This window comes from Streptomyces coerulescens (assembly GCF_042657965.1).
In the GTDB taxonomy this organism is placed as follows: domain Bacteria; phylum Actinomycetota; class Actinomycetes; order Streptomycetales; family Streptomycetaceae; genus Streptomyces; species Streptomyces coerulescens.
This window is the reverse complement of the sequence record NZ_JBHSKM010000007.1, coordinates 224,091-242,995: the sequence shown is the minus strand read 5'-3', so window position 1 is coordinate 242,995 and position 18,905 is coordinate 224,091. Positions and strand designations below refer to the sequence as shown.

Below are 18,905 nucleotides of genomic sequence, written 5' to 3'. Positions count from 1 at the left end.
CCTTCCGTCATGTCGTACGACTCTCTCGTCAACCGCGGCGACTACTTCTCCGCGCACTACTTGGCCGAGGTCTTCCCCAAGGACCTCAAGTCGGGACTGCTCGCGGCCTGGAAGGAGCGGGAGGAGGCGGTACGCGGCACGGACAGCGAGGACCTCGGGGACGCCGGGGATTCCGCGGACGCGTTGCCGGTGACCCCGCGGGTGGGGCTGCGTGAGCTGCGGCGCCCGTACTTCAAGGCGCGCGCGTTCTTCGCGGAGGCGGCGGCCGAGCCGGACGACGCGACGACGTACGAGGCGCCGGCCTGGCGTGAGCGGGCGGCTGCGCTGAACGCGCACGTCCTGCGGGCCCTCGGCTACGACGCCAAGCCGCAGACCCTGACCGTCGAACGCGCCGACCACACCTACGAGGTCCAGGTCGCCCACGCCGAGCCAGGCCTGGTGGCCCTGGACTGCGGCTGGGCGGCCGAACCGGACGCGGCGCTGGACCCGTCCGGCCCCGGCCGTCTCCTCCACCGCCTGCCGCTCGACGGCTCGAACGAGGTGACGACGGGCTCGAAGCTGGCGTCGTTCCTGTTCGCCTGCGAGGACGCTCCGCGATATGTGCTGCTGCTGGTCGGCGGCGTGGTCGTGCTGGCCGACCACGCGGCGTGGGGGGAGGGCCGCTACCTCGCTGCCGCTCTGGACGCGGCCCTGGAGCGCAACGACACCCGCGCGGGCGGCGAACTGGACACGCTGGCGGCCCTGTTCGGTGCGGACTCGCTCCGCACGCCGGAGGAGGGCGGCGAGAACCCCCTCGCCGGGCTGGTCGACAAGTCGACGAAGCACGCGGTGGGCGTGTCGAGCGATCTGCGGGACGGCCTGCGCCTGTCGGTGGAGCTGATCGCGAACGAGGTCCTCGACCGGATCCGGGCCGCGGGCGTCCGCCCGGACGAGGTCGCCGAACTCCCGGAACTGTCACGGCAGTTGACGCGGGAGTCACTGCGCTACCTGTACCGGATCCTGTTCCTGCTGTACGCGGAGGCCCGCCCCGAGCTGGGCATCCTGCCGTCGGACTACCCCGAGTACCACCAGGGCTACGGCCTCGGACGGCTCGGCGAGCTGGTGGCGGAGCGGGACCTGGTGGGCGAGAAGGCACGTGAGGGTACGTACCTGTACGACTCGCTGGACCTGCTGTTCCGGATGGTCCAGGAGGGCTACCGGCCGCGCCGGACCCACGGCGAGCCGGCGGAGCCTGTTGGGTCGGAGGACATCGGTCTGCGCTTCGAGCCGCTGCACTCCAAGCTGTTCGAGGCGGGGTCGATCCGGCTGATCGGACGGCGGTCGGTGGCGGATCCGCGCTTCGACGAGGACGAGACCGGCGAGGCGCGGTACGTGGACACGCGGCTGCGCAACGCGACCCTGTACCGCGTGCTGCGGCTGCTGATGCTCACGCGGGGCAGGAAGGGCGAGCGCGGAGGATTCATCTCCTATGCGCAGCTCGGCATCAACCAACTCGGCGCCGTGTACGAGGGATTGATGTCCTACTCGGGCTTCGTGGCGGGCGAGGAGCTGTACGAGGTCGCCAAGGGCGGGTACTCGAAGGACGGGTCGTGGCTGGTTCCGGCGTCGAAGGCGGACGAGTACCCGGACGCGGTGTTCGTCCGGCGGAAGGACGAGGAGACGGGCGAGGAGGTACGGGTCCGGTATCGGCCGGGGTCGTTCGTGTACCGGCTGTCGGGGCGTGACCGGCAGACGTCGGCGTCGTACTACACGCCCGAGTCGCTGACCAAGGTGACCGTGCAGCTGGCGCTTCAGCAGCGGCTGGACCAGGACGGTGAGATTACGCCGGCCCGGGAACTGCTGGACTGGAAGATCTGCGAGCCCGCGCTCGGGTCGGGCGCGTTCTTGAACGAGGCCATCAATCAGGTGGCGGCGGAGTATCTGCGGCGGCGGGGCGTCGAGCTGGGCGCTCCCGTCGACACCGAGAAGTACGCCGTCGAGTTGCAGAAGGTCAAGGCGTACATCGCGCTGCACAACTCCTATGGCGTCGACCTCAATTCGACGGCCGTGGAGTTGGCGGAGGTGTCGCTGTGGCTGAACACGATGCATCCGGGGATGGAGGCGCCGTGGTTCGGGCTGCATCTGCGGCGGGGTAATTCGCTGATCGGGGGGCGGCGGGAGGTCTATGCCGCCGAGAGGCTGAAGAAGGGTGGCTGGCTGGGGGCCACGCCTGAGCGTTTTCCCCTGACGGAGGTGGTGGCGGGGGCGCCGGGGCGGGGGCTTCCGGAGGGGGCGGTGCATCACTTCCTGCTGCCCGCGAAGGAGTGGGGTGCGGTCGCCGGGGAGAAGGAGGCGAAGGCGCTGGCTCCGGAGGCGGCGAAGGCGCTGGCCGCCTGGCGGAAGGCCGTCACCAAGTCGCCGTCGAAGAAGCAGACGGATCGGTTGCAGGGGCTGGCTCGGCGGGTGGAGTACCTGTGGGGGCTTGTCGTACGGCGTCTTGAGATCTCCGAGCGGGACATCTCGCGGCGGATCGAGGTCTGGGGTGCGGAGGATGGGTGGCTGCGGGCGCCTGAGGTTGCCGTGCAGCGGGATGACGTGCTGGCGGATCTTGAGGCCGTTGACACGCCTTATTGGCGGCTCAAGACGCTGATGGATGCGTGGTGTGCGTTGTGGTTCTGGCCTGTGCAGCGGGCTGGGCTGCTGGACGGGAGTGATGAGGGGTATCGGCGGGCTGCTGCGGTGGTTGAGGAGTCCGGGGCGTTCGCCGGTCTGGCGGAAGGCGCTGTCGGGGCTGAGGACGACGGTGTGCTCATGGCCTGGGAGGCCGATGCGCTGCCTGGGTTCGGGGTTGAGGCGAAGCAGCTTTCGCTGACTCGGGAGAACTTGGACAAGCGGCGGACCGGGCGGCGGAAGGAGGCAGTGAGCGAGCAGCGGCGGGCGGTTGTGGCCTTGGCCGAGCTGGATGACTGGCTGGACTTCGCGGAGTCGTTGCTGGGGCGGCGGGATGTTCCGGCGGACTCGTTGGTGTCTGAGTTTGAGCGGCTGGATGAGCTTGAGCCGTATGAGGATGCGTTGCCGGATTTGATGGGGATGGATCTGGCTCATCATTTGGAGGGGCGGTATCCGTGGGCGGGGGTTGCTCGGGATATTGCGGGGCAGCAGGGTTTCTTTCATTGGGAGTTGGAGTTCGCGCAGGTGTTTGCGCGGGCGGGTGGGTTTGATTTGCAGGTGGGGAATCCGCCTTGGGTGAGGCCCCAGTGGCAGGAGGATCAGGTTCTGGCGGAGTTGGAACCTTGGTTCATGCTGGCCGAGAAACCGAGTGCGTCAGAGTGGCGACTCCGCAAGGAGGACTTGCTCAACCACGGTGTCGACGGCTCGAACTTCGTCCTCGGCGAGCTAACCAGGGTCGCAGGAGCCGTTGCCGTCTTGACTAGCTCGGCCGCCTATCCGCTGCTCGTCGGTACCCGAGGTGATCTGTACCGTGCCTTCATGGCTCGGGTCTGGCAGCACATCGCACCTCACGGCAGCGCAGGGCTGATCCACCCGGACACGCACTTCGGCGGTGTACGCGAGGGTGCCATCCGAGCCGCCACGTACCGGCATCTCCGGATTCACGCACACTTTGTGAACTCAGCAAACTGGGCATTTGAAGACCTGGACCGTGCCCAGGAATTCGGAATGCACATCTACGGCCCATCGCGGGAGCCCAACTTCCTGCACCTCAGCGAGCTCCGAGACGCCGAAATCCTGCCGGATTCGCTAGCTCACGATGGACGAGGCCCAGCGCCCGGCATCAAGCACAACGGTTCGTGGGACATCCGGCCGCACAGTGAGCGCGTAGTGCATGTGGACACAGCTTTGCTGTCCAGTTGGCATGCATTGACAACTTCAACAGGTGGGGTAGCAGAGACCCCGCTGCTATACCCGGTCCTTGTGGGCGAGCAAGGGGCGATCGAGGCGCTTGCCGCTTTTGATTGCGGCCTCGTCGATTTCCACCCGCTTATCTCGGGTGGATACAACGAGACTAACGCTAAGAAGGACGGCCTGATTCGCTGGGGCAACCAAGCTGTCTCCGAACTCGCGGATGTCATCCTCCAAGGGCCACACTTCGCTTCGGCCCTACCCTTCTCGAAGGAGCCAAGGATTCCGTGCAGAAGCAATAGAGACTGGAACTCACTGGCGCCGACGGAATTGGCCGAGGCATGCATCCCCGTAACCAACTACGTACGAGCCACGGACGAAGCAACGTACCTGGCAGCGCAGGACTCTTGGTCCGGCAAGAAATTTACCTCGTTCTTCCGGCTGGCCTGGCGAGTCATGATCCCCTTCCATGGCAGCCGGAGCTTGCACGCCGCACTCATCCCGCCCGGCCCCGCACACATCCACAACGTGCACTCGATGGCCCTGGCAAATGAGCGTCTGACGACCCTAAACGCAGGCTTCTGGTCAACCCTTCCTCTCGACTACCTGCTGCGCATCACCGGACGCTCTCATCTCCAACCGTCTGAGGCCCGCCAGATGCCCGCCCCCGACCCGAAGCACCCCCTGGCCCCCGCCCTACTCCTCCGCACCCTCCGCCTAAACGCTCTAACCACCCACTACGCCCCCCTCTGGTCAGAACTCTTCGACCCCCGCTGGGCAGCCTACGAAGACTGGGCCAACCCCGACTGGCCCGCCCTGAACCCCCTCGCCGCCAACCTCACCCCCACCTGGGAATACACCACCCCCCTCCGCACAGAACACGAACGCCGAGCCGCCCTCGTAGAACTCGACGCCTTGGTCGCCGTATGGCTCGGCATCACCGCCGACCAACTCGCCGCGATCTTCAAGTCCCGCTACCCCCAGCTGTACGACTACGAATCCGCAACCTGGTTCGACGCCAACGGCCGCAAGATCGCCGCCGACTTCAACACCTATGGCCACGGCCAGACCAAGCAGGACTACCTCGACCTCATGGCCCACCTCGAAGACTCGGCGCACACACCCCCGGCCGGCTACGAGGCCCCCTTCTACAAGGCGGACCGCGAAGCCGAGATGCGCGCAGCGCACGCCCACTTCCAGGCCCGTCTGGACGAGGAGATCGCCCTCGGCCGGTGGACGCCCCCCGCCCTCCCACCCCGCACCGACCGATAGGTTGCCCCGCATGCCTGGCCGCCTGCTCGAACTCCACGTGGAGAACTTCCGCAGCCTGCGCGAAGTGACCGTCCCCCTAGGCCCACTGACCGTGCTCGTCGGGCCGAACGCGACCGGCAAATCGAACTTCCTCGAAGTGTTCGACTTCCTCGCCGACGTCATCCGTACGGATCTCCAACCCGCGCTGGACTCCCGCGACGGTTTCACGGAAATCGCGTTCTGGGGCGGCCCCAAGCCACCCACCACGCTGAAGATCGGCCTCAAGGCGACGTGGACCACGCACGCGAACGAGAAGACACCCGACGAATACGAACTGACCATCCGTCGGCGGGTGTTGAAGTCCGGAGACGACAGTCTCTCGCGCAGCGAGTCCTTCAGTTTCAAGCGAACCCAGGGGAAAGGGCGGCGCATCACCATCACCGGTGAGTCCGCTGAGGTTGTCGACACGACGAAGACGGGGATGGAGGACGACAGCGGCAGCTTCGGCATCCAACGGCTGAGCAGCGGACTGTCGACACTCCCCCGCCTGGGGACCTCCGACGGCGGCGAGGAGGTCTCACGGTTCGCCCAACAACTGTCCTCCTTCCGAGTCTTCGACGTGGACGTGGCGGCGGCCCGCCTGCCTTCCCGAGTGCGTCGAGCCCGACACGGCACTGTCGATCTGTCCCCGCACGCGGACAACCTCGCCGAGTTCCTGATGCACCTCCACATGGACGAAGAGGTCTGGGAGTCCCTCGTCGCCGATGCGCGGACCGTCCTGCCGCAATTGGAGGACATCGAGCTCGCCAACCTTGGCGGCGCCTCCGACCAGGTCACCGTCCTGCTCAGCGAGAGCGGTCTGCGCCGGCCGACGCCGCTCGCCTTCGCCTCGTACGGCACCGTCCGCCTCCTTGGTCTGCTGGCCCTCCTCTACGACCCGAATCCCCCGGCGCTCACCTGCATCGAGGAGATCGACCACGGACTGCACCCCCAGGCTCTCGCCCTCATCGTGAAACGCCTGCGCGAGGCGTCGAGCCGTAGCCAGTTCCTGGTCGCCACGCACTCCCCGGCCCTCGTGGACCGACTCCTGCCCGAGGAGATCGTCATCTGTGAGCGCGATGACGAGGGCGCGTCCCTCATTCCCGCGCTGACCGTCGACGAGGTCAAGGCGATTGTCGAAGAGAGCGGGGACCAGCCCTTGGGTGATCTGTGGTTCTCCGGCGTTCTCGGCGGCGACCTCACCGGAGGTGAGATGTGAGGCCGGGACGCGGAGTGATCGTTCTGGCCGGTGAGGACGAGAACGACTGCAAGATCCTCGCCGAGTTAGTCCGAGCCCACCATCCGGGCCTCGGAAACTCCAGGATCGTACGGATCAACGATCCGGTCCGCTTGAAGAAGAAGACCGGCGGGGACCTGGCGAGCAGCGTGCGCGCCCTGGTCGGCAAGGCAAAGGGCAAAGCGCTCCAGCAGAAAGGACCGCTTGCCGCCTTCGCCGTCCACGAGGACTTGGACGGCTATACCGACCAGCGCTATCGGGCCGTTCGCAAGACCATAGCCGCCGAGCTGAACCGCCAGTGCCCGGCCGACTCCGCGTACGCTCTCGCCGCGTGGGAGTCCGAGGGGTGGCTGCTCCTCTTCCCGGAGGCGTTTCCGCACGTCCGCCCTAAGTGGAAGATCCCCGCACAGCTGCGCGGCAAGGACACGGGGCTGATAGACGACCCGAAGGGCAAGCTGAAGCGAGAGCTCAAGTCGCCGTCATTCCGCGAGAGCGACGGCCCGCTGATCGCGGCAGCGGCTGCCAAGCACGGCCTGCTCACCGCCCCCGTGGGCCACAACCGCTCACACACCGACTTACTCACCGACTTCGGACGCTGGACCCCTCGCGCGTGACACGTCGGTGCCCTGCGGTCCACCTCACGTAGACCGCAGGGCACCGGGCGTCAGCCGCGAGCCGCGAACCCGACGAACGAGGTCCACGCCGTGGGCTCCACGGCCAGTGCGGAACGGGTCGTGTCCTTGGAGTCACGGACGTGAACCCTGCCGGGGCATGCGGCGACTTCGACGCACTCGCCGCCGGAGCCCGTGCTGTAACTGCTCTTGAACCAGGCCGACTCAGGCACCGGCGCTATGGGCTGTTGGGCGTTCATCTCTCTCCAAGCAACTTCTCGATGAGGGCCAGCGACTCGCGCGGAGTGAGAGCCTGGGCCCGGAGGATGCTGTACTGCTCCTCAATCTCCCGCACCTGCTTCCGCTCCGTGTAGAGACGGCTGTCCTTGTACGCCTCCACGTACGCGATCCTCTGCCCTTCCTTGGTCTCGATCAAGGTGAAGGGGCCATCCAACCCAGCGTGCTCCTCCCGTTCGATCGGCATCACCTGGATTTCCACGTTGCGTCGGTGGCCGTGAAGCAGGATCTGCTCCAACTGTCCCTGCATCGAGGCCCGTCCACCAAGGGGCCGCCGCAGCACGAACTCCTCGATGACAAAGCTGATCGTGGGCAGCGGTGTCCGGGAGAAGATCTCCTGGCGTGCCAGGCGAGCGGCGACCCGTTGAGTGATGACCTCCTCATCCAGCAGCGGGCGCCACATGGAGAACACCGCCCGTGCGTACTCTTCCGTCTGCAACAGCCCTGGTACAGCCTTGGTCGCGTACACATGCAGGGCTGTCGCCTTGGCCTCCAACCGCGCCGCATCCTGGAAGAACGCCGGATACTGAGCCCGAGCCACCTCCTTCTTACTCGCGCTCAACACCCCACCCGCACCCAGCACTTCATCCGCCCCGTCAATGAATTTCGGCGGCGGAATCCGCCTCCCCTGCTCGAACGACGCAATGGTCGAGGCCGAATACCCCGTCAGCGACCCGAACTTCGCCCGGTCCATCCCCGCCCGTTCCCGGAACAGCTTCAACTGCCGCCCGAACACACAGAGAATCCCTGCCCCGAACTCGTACTCCGGCTGCTGAACCTCGTCACTCACGCCGCCGCTCCTCCCGTACCGCCCCAGCCACCGGATTCCACCCAACGCACGGCCCGGGAACCGGTCACGCCCCACACCGCACACAAGCTCACCGCCGACGCGTACAGCCCACACCCGTCAGCGCATCACTCCTGTTCAACGCTACGCACAGTCCGCAACCGTTCACCTCATGAAGTCAGCAACTCCCACGAACGGGCATATGCCGCAGCCCACCGCACCCGAACGCGAGTTCGCCATGCGGTTCACCTCAACGCCCCGCGGCGCCCGCCTCGCCCGCCGCCTCGTCTCGCACCGCCTGAACGAGTGGGGCCACCCGTACACGACCCCCACCAACGAGACGCTCACCCTCATCGCGGCGGAACTCACCGCCAACGCCGTACGCCACGGCCACGTCCCCGGCCGCGACTTCCACCTCCAACTCTCCCTGACGGCGCACACGTTCCGCATCGAGGTGACCGACACCCGGGCCGAGAGGCGCCCCTCCCCCACACCCCCGGCCCTCGCCGCCCCCGACGCCGAATCCGGCCGCGGCCTCCTCCTGGTCGCCACCCTCGCGGACGACTGGGGCGTCACCCCTCGCCGAGCGGCTCCCGGCAAGACCGTATGGGCGGAGCTGCTCGAACCGCCGCCGCCCGTCGCCGTACGAAGTCAGGCAGAATCGACACCGACGTGATACGCAGTCAATTCGGCCACGGAACGGGACGCGAGGGCACATGTCGCAGGAGGACAGCATCGGCAGTCGCAAGGCGGCGCGGGAACAGGCGTCACTGTTCAGCCGCTATATGGACGACGCCGAGGACAGCGGCGCGTTCCGGGTCGAGGTCGGTGCCGACGGGCGGGCGATCGATGTGGAACTGGAGGTCGGGGACGGCGAGGGCGAGGACTCCGCGGACCGCATCACCGCGCCGTACGACCCCTCCAAGATCGAGATCCAGACCAGCAACCCGACCATCAACCTGCTCATGTCCCGGCTGAGCAACGGGATGATCGACCTCGCGCCGGATTTCCAGCGGCGTGCCGGTATCTGGTCGGACGAACAGCAGAGCCGGCTGATCGAGTCGCTGCTGCTTCGCATCCCGATCCCGTCCTTCTACGCGGCCGAACTCGACGACAGCGACTGGGCGACCGACAGCTCATGGGCCATCGTCGACGGCATCCAGCGGCTCACCGCCATCGCCCGCTTCATCGCGCCCGAGGCACTGGCCGACGTGGCGGGGATCAAGGCGGGGCCGCTGCGGCTGCGCGGGCTGGAGTATCTGAAGAACGACTTTGAGGGGAAGCGGTACGAGGACCTCACGGGGCGGTTGCAGATCCGGCTGAACGAGACGCAGGTCGTCGTCCATGTCATCCGGCCCGGCACTCCGGACGAGGTCAAGTTCAACATCTTCGCCCGTATCAACACCGGCGGGCTGCCCCTGACCCGGCAGGAGATCCGGCACGCGCTCATTCCGGGACCTGCCCGCGCCCTGCTGTCCTCGCTGGCCGAGTCACCGGAGTTCCTCTCGGCGACCACCCGCAGCGTCGGCGTCTCGCGCATGGCCGACCGGGAGATGGTGCTGCGTGCCCTGGCCTTCATGCTCACCGACCCCGAGTCCTTCAAGGCCCCGGACTTCGATCAGTTCCTCGCCCACACCATGCGGCAGATCAACCGGCTGCCGGACGAGGCACGGGTCGCGCTTGCCACTCACTTCAAGCGGGCTATGACCACAGCGGAGGCGATCTTCGACAAACACGCCTTCCGCAAGCTGTATCCGGGGCAGGAGTGGCGGAATCCCGTCAACAAGGCCCTCTTCGAGACAGTGACAGTCAACCTGGCCGATCTCACGCACTCCCAGCGAGCCACGCTGGTAGCGTCCCGCCAGAAAGTGGTGGAGGGGTACCAACAGCTCATGCACGACCCGTACTTCGAGACCGCGGTGTCCGTCAGCACCGGCGACCGGGCAAGGGTCCAGATTCGGTTCGCCAGAGTCCGTGACCTCTTCCGCACCATTCTGGACAGCAACGGGGGCAGTGCGCAGTGATCGACCAGTTGTCGCTGACCAACTTCAAGGCGTTCAGGTCGGCCGACATCCCGCTCGCCCCGGTCACGCTGCTGACCGGACTGAACTCGTCCGGCAAGAGCTCGGTCCTCCAGGCGTTCGTCCTCCTGCGGCAGTCGTATGACTCGTCCACCCTGTACTCCTCGGACGGCGGACTTCTCCTGAACGGTGATCTGGTGGAGCTCGGAACGGGACTGGACGTCCTGCATGAGGACGTCCTGCAGACACCTGAGGCACCCGCTCCGCTCATCGGCATCGCGCTGCGCACGCGCGAGGGGCAGACCTTCACCTGGTCCGCGCTGTTCGCCGCCGAGCAGGACGTGCTGACCCTGCACGCCGCCTCGGACGCCGACCGGACGAAAGCGGTCTTCAGCCGCCGCCGCTTCCAGTACCTCAAAGCGGACCGCATCGCCCCCGCCACCAGCTACCCCAAGTCCCATCACCAGGCGATCGGCCTCGGTTTCCTCGGCTCGCGCGGCGAACACACCGTCAACTACCTCCGGCACCACGCTCAGCGCCCATTGGGCGGCAAGGCCCTGCGGCACCCGGATGTGTCCACGAACAACCTCCTCGACCATGTCGTGGCATGGATGCAGGAGTTGTGTCCGGGGGTCAACCTGGAAGCGACGGAGATCCCCGGCATCGACGCAGTCCGCCTCAGCTACGGCTTCGACGGCACCGCCGGCCTTGACTCCTCCGCCCGCCGCCGCCCCACGAACGTCGGCTTCGGTCTCACCTATGCCCTGCCGATCGTCGTGGCGTGCCTGTCGGCGGGGCCGGGGAGCCTGATCCTGCTGGAGAACCCGGAGGCCCACCTCCACCCGCGCGGCCAGTCCCGTATGGCCGCGCTGCTGGCCGCCGCCGCGTCGGCCGGGGCTCAGCTGATCGTGGAGACGCACTCCGACCACGTACTGAACGGCCTGCGCCTGGCGGTCAAGAACGGCGCCATCCCCGCCTCGGACACCGCCGTCCACTACTTCCGCCGGCGTGGGCTGCAGGCGGAGATCATCACCCCGCGCATCCACGAGGACGGTTCCCTCTCCGACTGGCCGGAGGGCTTCTTCGACGAGTGGGAGAACTCCCTCGAACAGCTCCTCGACTGACCGTCGTCCGTCGACCGTCGCGTACCACGATTGGGGGGCCGTAGTGCCGCTGTCCTTATTCCTGAACGAACTCTCCTGCCAGTCCGACGCCGGTCCGAGACACGTCGACGAAGCCATGGCCACGTTCGTGGCCACCCTGAAGCACCTCAAGAGCTGGGGGCAGAACGTCGAGCTCGTCACCGAAAGCCCGCTCCAGCCGGCCGAACTCGCCCGCGGCTACGTCTACCAGCAATGGGTGAACGCCACGCCCCGCAACAGGGAGCGGCACCGCTACATCCTCAGGCTGCGCGACCGCACGCCGGGCGCCCTGCGCGGCGTACTCGAAGCGGCCGGGCACGCCCCGGCCGACGTCGAGCACTTCCACGACGGCCGCCGCGCCATCGGCATCGGCGCCGCCCACCTGGTGGACGGCATGGCCATCAGCCTCCCGGTCAGCCCGAAGTGGGCGGCCTCCTGGCTCGACGTCGACATCAACCGCGTCGGCGAGGACGACATCGAGACGTTCCAGGACAAGGTCAGGCACTGCTCCACCCCGCAGAACGCCGACGAGCACGAGACGTGGGCGCGCGGCACCGGGCTCAGCTCCCTCACCCGCTCGTCCCAACTCCTCGACGCCTGGGACGAGTTCTTCCCGAGGCTGGAGCGCCTCCCTCGCTTCGACCGGGACCTGCGTTCCCTCGACCCGAAGTGGTTCCTGCCCGTCCGCGACCTCCTCGCCGACCTCCAGTCCACGGCCGCCGACCACTGGGACCTCGCGCGCTCCCCCGAGCCCGACTGGCAGAACCCGCACATCACGCCCGAGTCGCAGTCCCGGCGTCACCTGTGCACGTTCGCGGACCCGGATCTCGACGGCAAGGACGCGTGCTTCTCCTGGCACGGCCGCATGACACCGGGCAAGGGAAGGCTCTACTTCCGGCTGGTACCCGAGCGGAAGTCCTTCCGTCTGGGCTACGTCGGTGACAAGCCCGGCAGCGACCGATTGTCCAACTGACGATGCGATCGGAGCAGCGGCGGCGCGCCGAAGTCGTCAAGTACTGGCGGGCAGTGGAGCTCTTCAGCCCGCCTCAGCTGCCGTCCCCTCCCCGGCGCGCGGCCCGGGTGTCGGAGCGCGAGTGGATCCAGCAGGTGGACGTCCGTCCCGGAGAGCCGTGGCCCGCGTTGCCGTGGGAGGCGGCTCATCCGCTGCGGCGCGAGCGGATCGACACCCGCAAGGAAGTGTGGCGCCACACGGTCTACGGCGGTGTCTTCCCGCTGTCCGCCGTCCGCGACGCTCTTGAGCTGCACTTCGGGGCGGACGGCGAGGACCACGCCGGTGTCCGGCGGCAGAAGGGCGAGACCGCGGTCTTCTCCATCACCGTGGACGCCGATGGCATCCTGCTGGACGGCGGGTCGGCCTTCTCGACGTGTGCGTGGGCGACCGGGCGCGTCCGTGATCCGGGGCCGTACGCACCGGGCTGGCTCGACGGATTCGAGGAGACCGAGTCCGCGTGCCTGCAGGCCATCAGCATGCTCACCCGGCATCACATTCCTTATCTCCGAATCCCCGCACCCACGGATCCCGTTCCAGGTCCTGTCCCCGATCCTGTCCCGCTGGTCCCGGATGAGGTCACGACGACCGGCGGCGCCGCGCGTGCCCGCTCGCGTGACTGGCGCGGCCTGGTGCGGGAGATTCTCGGCTCGGCCGCGGTCGGCGCACTCGGCGCGTTGATCGGGGATTTCGGGGCCGGTGCCGTCGCGGGGGCCCTGCGGCCCGTCGTGCGGCGGGTCGGGCAGGGCCGGCGGCGTACGGACGACGGTACCGGGACGGGTCATCCGCCTCCTGTCGGGCGTGCTGAGGTGACACCCGACCACGGGGACGGCACCGTTCAGCCGCAGGTGGCGCCGGAGGGCACTCCGGACGAGGCGGTCGAGCCCGAGTCGCAGCCCGGGCGACCGCTGGAGCTGCCCGACCTGGTGGCGTTCGCCGCGCACGTGGCCGATCTGTGCGGGGTGGGCGATCTGCTGTCCCCGGCGAGCATCCGCATCCACAGTCAGCGGGTTCGCAGGCGGAAGGACGGCTCGCTTCCCGACCCGGATCCCGCGTTCCTCAACAGCCTGCTGCCGGAGGATCTGGAGCGGGTCGCGGAGGCGGACGGGCACGGGGCTGCGCTGACCGCCTACCTGACCGGCCCCGCGGCCGTACGGGCGTGGGACCGGATCGACGTACGCGACCGGCCGGAAGCGGTTCTGGAAGGTGTGGCACCGGACGTGACGCCGCTGGGGCGGTGGCCGGCTCCGGTCGGGCATCCGCTCGCGCTGAGCCAGCAGTTCGCGGTCAACGCCATCACGGCCGAGCTGTCCGGCGGTAGCGGGCTGTTCTCCGTCAACGGGCCGCCCGGGACCGGGAAGACGACGATGCTCCGTGACCTGATCGCCGCGATCGTGGTGGAACGAGCCGTGCGTCTGACCGCGCTCACGCGGGCATCGGACGGGTTCAGCGGACGGTTCGAGTGGATCTCGGAAGGTTCCCGCCGCACGGTGACCCTGCTCCGGCCCGAGCTCACCGGTCATGAGATCGTCGTGGCCTCCTCGAACAACGGGGCCGTGCAGAACATCACCACCGAGCTGCCCGCGCTGGAGGCGCTGGGTGAGGAGTGGCGATCGGAGGCGTCGTACTTTCTCGACCAGGCCGTGTCACTGCTGGGCGGCGCTCCGGCCTGGGGCGCCGTCGCCGCGCCGCTGGGCAAGGCCGAGAAGCGCAAGGACTTCATGGAGCGCTGGTGGTGGGGCGAGAGGCCCAAGCGGGACTCCCGGAGCCGCGCGGGAAACCGGCGGGAGGGTGCCGACGGTCCTCCGCCGTCGAACGGCATGCAGGCGCTGCTGCAACGCCTGGAACGCGGTGAGTCGCTGTACGACCCTCCTGCCGACGTGCGCTTTCCCCACCAGGCCGGCCGCGAGGCGAACGGGCCTGCCCCGGTACCGGCGGGCACCGCCGCCGTGGACGGCTGGGCCGCCGCCAAGGCCGAGTTCAACCGTGTGCTACGGCACGCGGAGAGCCTGCGTGCCGCGCGGGCGGCCGCGGCACGTGCGCTGCGCGACGTAGAGCGGCTCGGCATGGACGTGGTGTCCGCTCGGTCGGCGGAGCGGCGGGCGCGCCAGGACGAGGAGCAGGCCGCGGAAGCGGTCGAGTCCGCGTACACCGCGCTGCGGGAGGCGTCTGCGGCGTACCAGGACGCGCGCGAAGGAGCCGAGAGCCATGCGCAAGGCCGGCCCGGCGGTCTGCGGGGCATGCTGGGCACCGGGAGCACGTACGTGGAGTGGCAGGAACGGGAGCGCTGGTTCCAGGCGGAGGTGGAGCGGACGTACCTCGGGTGCGGGGCGGCCCGGAATCACGCACTCGCCGCGGAACGTGCGCTGGACGAACGTGTCGAGATCCGCAGGCACGCGCTCGATCGGCTGGGGCTTGCGCGTGACGCCGCCGATGAAGCGCGGCGCGTTCTGGAACAGGCGCGCGCCGACTGGGGCGAGCGCGTTCCTGAGGACTGGGATCAACTCGGCGACACACGGCGCGAGTTGTCCGCACCGTGGTCCGACGAGGAGTTCAGTACCGCGCGTACCCAAGTGTTCCTCGCCGCGCTGAATCTGCACCGTGCCTTCATCGTCGCCAATGCCCGTACCCTGCGCCTGAACCTGCTGCTGCTCAAAGAGGTGTTCGCCGGAGTCGCGCCACAGGACGCGGCGCTGGCGGTCTGGCAGTCGCTGTTCCTGGCGATGCCGGTGGTGTCCACCACCTTCTCGTCCTGCGGGCGCCTCTTCGGGCCGCTCGGTCAGGACGCATTGGGCTGGGTGCTGATAGACGAGGCCGGCCAGGCAGCGCCCCAGGCGGCGGTCGGAGCCCTGTGGCGGGCCCGGCGCGCCGTACTGGTCGGGGATCCGCTGCAGCTGGAGCCCGTCGTCCCGCTCCCGATGTCCGTGCAGGAGCGGCTGCGGGAGGCGTACGGCGTCGACGAGGCGTGGCTCCCCTCTGCGACTTCCGCCCAGCGGGTCGCGGACCGGACCAACCGCTGGGGTACGACGGTGGAGTCCCGTCAGCCGGACGGCGAGATCGATCCGGTCTGGGTGGGCGCGCCGCTGCGTGTGCACCGGCGGTGCGAGCACACGATGTTCGAGCTCAGCAACGACATCGCGTACGAAGGGTTGATGGTCTACGGAACGGCGGAGAAGCCGTTCCCCGGGCCGGAGTTCTGCCCGGAGTGCGTGACCGAGGACAGGCGCGGCTGCCTCTCCTGTGCCTATCCCCTCAGCTGCTGGGTGGACGTGGTCGCGGGCGAGACCGCCGGCAAATGGGTTCCGGAGGAGGGCGCGGCCCTGGAACGGATGCTCACCGTGCTGCATCGGCAGTGGGGCATCGAGCTGGACCGGGTACGCGTTCTCAGCCCGTTCCGCGAGGTGGTCGCCGGCTGCGTCAGGACGGTGCGCGGCATGCGCCTGGGCGAGGCCGTACCGGCGGGCGTGACTGCGGAGTCCTACCGCAAACAGGTCTCCGCCTTCGTGAAGGACCACATCGGCACCGTTCACACCATGCAGGGCAAGGAGTCGGACGTGGTCATCCTGGTCCTGGGCACCCATCCGCGGGAAGGTGCGCACGCCCGTGCCTGGGCCGCCGAGAAACCGAACCTCCTCAACGTGGCCGTGAGCAGGGCCAAGCGGCGGCTGTTCGTCATCGGGCATCAGGAGAGCTGGCGCAAGGAGCCCTACTTCGACCTGCTCGCGGACCCCGCGCGGCTGCCGCGGCGGGTGTGGGCCGCGCGCCAAGCCCTCTAGTCGCACGCCTTGCGCGGGTCCTTCGCCGGGAGCAGACGGACCTGACCGGTGGGCACCTTGAACGGTGCCGCGGTGGCCGTGTCCCACAGCACGACGTCGTCACCGGACACGCCGAACGACAGGTAGGGGCGCGTGGGGTGGAGCTCGGCGCCCTGAACGTTTACCCGGTTTATGGCGATCGTCGGCTCGACGCAGGTCCATTCGGGGGCGACGCCGAAGTAGGGCGGCGCGGTCTTCCGTTCCTCGGCGGCCGTCCTCACAGCTCTGACGGCGTCGTCCGCCGAGTCGATGGCCAGGAGCGTGACCAGCCCGATCACCATGACCTGCGCCGCCGCGTACAGCGTCCCGTTCATGGTCTCGCCCGGGCGGACGAAGGACGAATGCGCATGCTTGGCCATGCCCCAGGCCGCCGGTACGAACAGCGCCAGGCTCAGGAAAGCCAACAGCTTGCCCGCGGCCATCACCTGCCAGATCCCCGGCACATCCAGATCCTCGGGATCAAGGCCGAGCGCATCGGCGTAAAGAGCGTGGAGCACCGACCCGGAGGCCACCACGAAGGACACCCCCACGGTGAACACCAGCGGGGCCATCCAGGCCAGCCACTCGCCCCAGGTCCACTGCCGTACCAGGAGCCAGATGCCCCTCAAGGTGAACAGGACGGCCAGCCATATGAGCATCTGCCGCGGCGTCACGGGATCGCTCTCGGAACCGATCCGACCAAGGGGTCCCGCCACAAGGATCAACGCCGCCGCGCAGACGATGAAGACACTCAGCCCGCGCCCGCCGGAGAGGAAGATCTTGGTACCGCTGCGCAGCGCCCCGGCGAAGCAGGCCACCGCGAGGATCCCCCAGAACCACACGCTGGGGCCGGACTGGTGATTGGCGACGACCGCGCAGAACGACATCGCCAGCAACCAACCTACGAGCCGGTTGCGCTGACGGCTGCCGTCCTCCTCACGCCTGGGGACGATGTGACCGCGGTCCCGTCCCTGCAGGGCCCTTACGTCGACATCGCTCCGGGCCGGTGCTCCCGTCGGCATGCCCATGCGGGCGAGCCTCCTGGCTTCCGAGGCCGTGCCCGTCACGTACGTTCCGGTGTCGTGGTGGCCTCGTCGCTCGGCGGCACGGGTACGCAGGACGGCCCAGATCCGGCGCAGTTTCGCGACAGGGGGCAACGCGCGCAGGGGCGGGCGCAGAGGTGGCCGGTGCGCGACGGTGTGGGTCCGCCACTCGGTGAGCTGTTCCCGGTCTCGGTCCAGTACGTCACAGCGCCTGACGTACATTTCGAGCTTGGCTGCCTGTGCGAGACGCTGAACCCGCCATGCCGCCGCCTGCTCGGTCCTGTTGTTGCGCGCACCGAAGAGGTGCACTTCCACGCCGTACAACCGCGAGTCACCGTCCGGCGTCAGTACTCCCGCCGAAGGACCCTCGCCCCGGGCGAAAGAGGTGACGATCGGCCAGTCGCGCTGCGTGAACTCGCTCTCGGCCTTTTCCCAGTCCCTGGGCCCACCGCGCACCTCGACAAGTGCCAGTGCTCGCTGGTCGTACCGGACAGGCACGCGTGCCTCCCCCATAGGCGTGTGCTGACTGCCGATGGATCATTCCACAGCGCCCATGAGCCGGCTCACGACGAAATTCATGTGCTGGACGTGCCCCATCTTGATCCACGTCTCGGGCGTGCCGGAGCCCTTGGCCCCCTCTCCCGCCGCGCACTCGTGCAGCCAGCGTTCGCCCTCGCTGCAGTCGGCGCCACGGAAGTCCTCGGACTCCTGGATCCAACGGGCCATGGCACGGACCCGGTCGACGTGCCCGCTCCCCCGGGTCGGTACACGGGCGATGAGAAACCGGTCCGGTGTGGTGTAGCGCAGCAGGCCCCACGGTGGACCGTACCGACCGTTGCCGGGAGGAATGTTGGCTGCGGCGACGTGCTCCGAGGAGTAGTCGCCGTAAACCAGCGCCCTGGGGAACGCGGGCCGGGCCATACGAACCGTCTGGTGGAGCCGGCGGTCATAGCGCCGCACGCTGTACTCGAACGGCCCGCCCGGCTGGTCGTGGAAACGCGGAAAGGCTCCGGACGCGAGCACGACCGTGCGCCAGGGCAACAGGGTGCCGAGCAGATCCAGCGCGGTGATCGCCCTCTTTGCCGTCTCGTCGCCTTCCGTGGCCGCGCCCATGTCCAGGATGAGGTCGGTCCGTGACGGCACCAGGCAGAGGCGGGCGACCATTGCCAGCAGCTCGATCGAGCACCGCTCGTCCGGTTGCTCGTCGACGAGGAGCCGTAAGCCGAGCCCCCGGCCGCTGAGGAACGCGAGATCGGCCGTGTGGCGCTGCAGCGTGTGGTCCCGTTCCGGGCCGGTGACCAGCCTCAGAGCGCTCCTGGTCGCCAACCGCCACAGGGCCGCGGCGGATCCCCGGACATGGCTCTCCGCATGGGCGGCGTCGACCCAACCGGGCGCGCCGTCCATGACCTTGATCAGTCGGTCCACGAGCGGGGTGAGCCAGCGCTCCGTCAATGTCCCTTCGTCGTCCGGCTCCGGGACGGCCCGTTCCCCTCGGGTCCGCTCCGTGCCGGTGCGCGGGACGATCGTCCACAGTGGTGCGACGCGTCTCCGTAATCGGGAATCCAGCAGCCCGTAGGCGTCCCAGGCACGCGGTCGTGTCGGCAGTACGGGTACATACATCGGCTCGGTCATCGCGGCTCCCCCTCGCCCGCCGAATCACCCATCAGCCCTGGTCACAGGGTGAGTGGGCATCCTTCATTGCGAAAGAACGCAATTCCGGCCAGATTCGAACCTGAAACGACTGGTGCGAGTCGTGATTCGGGGGACGCGGTCGGTTCGCCCCTATACGGTTGGGCTGAACGGTTGATCCCTACACTGACCTGGGACGAAGGAG

At 68.4% G+C, this 18,905-nt stretch carries 12 protein-coding genes; 8 read left to right on the top strand and 4 right to left on the bottom strand.

The annotated features are described in order from the left end of the window. Positions 1 to 9 precede the first annotated feature (9 nt). The 3 genes from ACFPQ9_RS12980 to ACFPQ9_RS12970 are packed head-to-tail and all read left to right on the top strand — an operon-like array spanning position 10 to position 6,981. The gene (locus ACFPQ9_RS12980; RefSeq protein WP_380851633.1) at positions 10 to 5,112 is read left to right on the top strand and encodes a DNA methyltransferase family protein; all 5,103 of its coding nucleotides are present in this window, start codon (positions 10 to 12) and stop codon (positions 5,110 to 5,112) included. Between the two features lie 10 nt (positions 5,113 to 5,122). Further along, on the top strand, positions 5,123 to 6,349 hold the full coding sequence (locus ACFPQ9_RS12975) for an AAA family ATPase (protein WP_380851630.1): 1,227 nt from the start codon (positions 5,123 to 5,125) through the stop codon (positions 6,347 to 6,349). A gap of 14 nt (positions 6,350 to 6,363) precedes the next feature. Next, positions 6,364 to 6,981: a hypothetical protein gene (locus ACFPQ9_RS12970; RefSeq protein WP_380851627.1), complete on the top strand. Its 618-nt coding sequence runs from the start codon at positions 6,364 to 6,366 to the stop codon at positions 6,979 to 6,981. Positions 6,982 to 7,031: 50 nt separating this feature from the next. Here ACFPQ9_RS12970 and ACFPQ9_RS12965 read toward each other — a convergent pair whose 3' ends face one another. Both ACFPQ9_RS12965 and ACFPQ9_RS12960 read right to left on the bottom strand, forming a co-directional pair. After that, complete coding sequence (locus tag ACFPQ9_RS12965) at positions 7,032 to 7,238, bottom strand: DUF397 domain-containing protein (RefSeq protein WP_380851624.1); 207 nt, start codon at positions 7,236 to 7,238, stop codon at positions 7,032 to 7,034. Next, positions 7,235 to 8,065 (bottom strand): helix-turn-helix domain-containing protein, encoded by an 831-nt coding sequence (locus ACFPQ9_RS12960; protein ID WP_380851621.1) that lies wholly within the window; start codon positions 8,063 to 8,065, stop codon positions 7,235 to 7,237. The genes ACFPQ9_RS12965 and ACFPQ9_RS12960 overlap by 4 nt, the downstream gene beginning before the upstream one ends. Positions 8,066 to 8,234: 169 nt before the next feature. On the opposite strand from ACFPQ9_RS12960, the gene ACFPQ9_RS12955 reads away from it, so the two are divergent. The 5 genes from ACFPQ9_RS12955 to ACFPQ9_RS12935 are packed head-to-tail and all read left to right on the top strand — an operon-like array spanning position 8,235 to position 16,010. Continuing rightward, positions 8,235 to 8,738, top strand: coding sequence for an ATP-binding protein (locus tag ACFPQ9_RS12955; RefSeq protein WP_380851618.1), 504 nt, complete (start codon positions 8,235 to 8,237; stop codon positions 8,736 to 8,738). A gap of 40 nt (positions 8,739 to 8,778) precedes the next feature. After that, entirely contained in the window at positions 8,779 to 10,086 is a 1,308-nt protein-coding gene (locus ACFPQ9_RS12950) for a DUF262 domain-containing protein (protein ID WP_380851616.1), read from the top strand. Then, positions 10,083 to 11,207, top strand: coding sequence for an AAA family ATPase (locus ACFPQ9_RS12945; RefSeq protein ID WP_380851613.1), 1,125 nt, complete (start codon positions 10,083 to 10,085; stop codon positions 11,205 to 11,207). The genes ACFPQ9_RS12950 and ACFPQ9_RS12945 overlap by 4 nt, the downstream gene beginning before the upstream one ends. 43 nt (positions 11,208 to 11,250) lie before the next feature. Next, positions 11,251 to 12,198, top strand: a complete 948-nt coding sequence (locus ACFPQ9_RS12940; protein WP_380851610.1) for a hypothetical protein — start codon at positions 11,251 to 11,253, stop codon at positions 12,196 to 12,198. 2 nt (positions 12,199 to 12,200) lie between these two features. Next, entirely contained in the window at positions 12,201 to 16,010 is a 3,810-nt protein-coding gene (locus tag ACFPQ9_RS12935; protein ID WP_380851607.1) for a DEAD/DEAH box helicase, read from the top strand. Here ACFPQ9_RS12935 and ACFPQ9_RS12930 read toward each other — a convergent pair. Continuing rightward, on the bottom strand, positions 16,007 to 17,569 hold the full coding sequence (locus ACFPQ9_RS12930) for an NnrS multi-domain protein (RefSeq protein ID WP_380851604.1): 1,563 nt from the start codon (positions 17,567 to 17,569) through the stop codon (positions 16,007 to 16,009). The two genes, ACFPQ9_RS12935 and ACFPQ9_RS12930, sit on opposite strands and share 4 nt — an antisense overlap. A gap of 39 nt (positions 17,570 to 17,608) precedes the next feature. Then, complete coding sequence (locus ACFPQ9_RS12925) at positions 17,609 to 18,703, bottom strand: beta family protein (protein WP_380851601.1); 1,095 nt, start codon at positions 18,701 to 18,703, stop codon at positions 17,609 to 17,611. Positions 18,704 to 18,905 lie beyond the last annotated feature (202 nt).

What these genes read in the sequence shown, in the direction of transcription:
- ACFPQ9_RS12980 (WP_380851633.1), top strand. Translation starts at nt 10, where the DNA reads ATGTCGTACGACTCTCTCGTCAACCGCGGCGACTACTTCTCCGCGCAC.
- ACFPQ9_RS12975 (WP_380851630.1), top strand. Translation starts at nt 5,123, where the DNA reads ATGCCTGGCCGCCTGCTCGAACTCCACGTGGAGAACTTCCGCAGCCTG.
- ACFPQ9_RS12965 (WP_380851624.1), bottom strand. Translation starts at nt 7,238, where the DNA reads ATGAACGCCCAACAGCCCATAGCGCCGGTGCCTGAGTCGGCCTGGTTC.
- ACFPQ9_RS12955 (WP_380851618.1), top strand. Translation starts at nt 8,235, where the DNA reads ATGAAGTCAGCAACTCCCACGAACGGGCATATGCCGCAGCCCACCGCA.
- ACFPQ9_RS12950 (WP_380851616.1), top strand. Translation starts at nt 8,779, where the DNA reads ATGTCGCAGGAGGACAGCATCGGCAGTCGCAAGGCGGCGCGGGAACAG.
- ACFPQ9_RS12935 (WP_380851607.1), top strand. Translation starts at nt 12,201, where the DNA reads ATGCGATCGGAGCAGCGGCGGCGCGCCGAAGTCGTCAAGTACTGGCGG.
- ACFPQ9_RS12925 (WP_380851601.1), bottom strand. Translation starts at nt 18,703, where the DNA reads ATGACCGAGCCGATGTATGTACCCGTACTGCCGACACGACCGCGTGCC.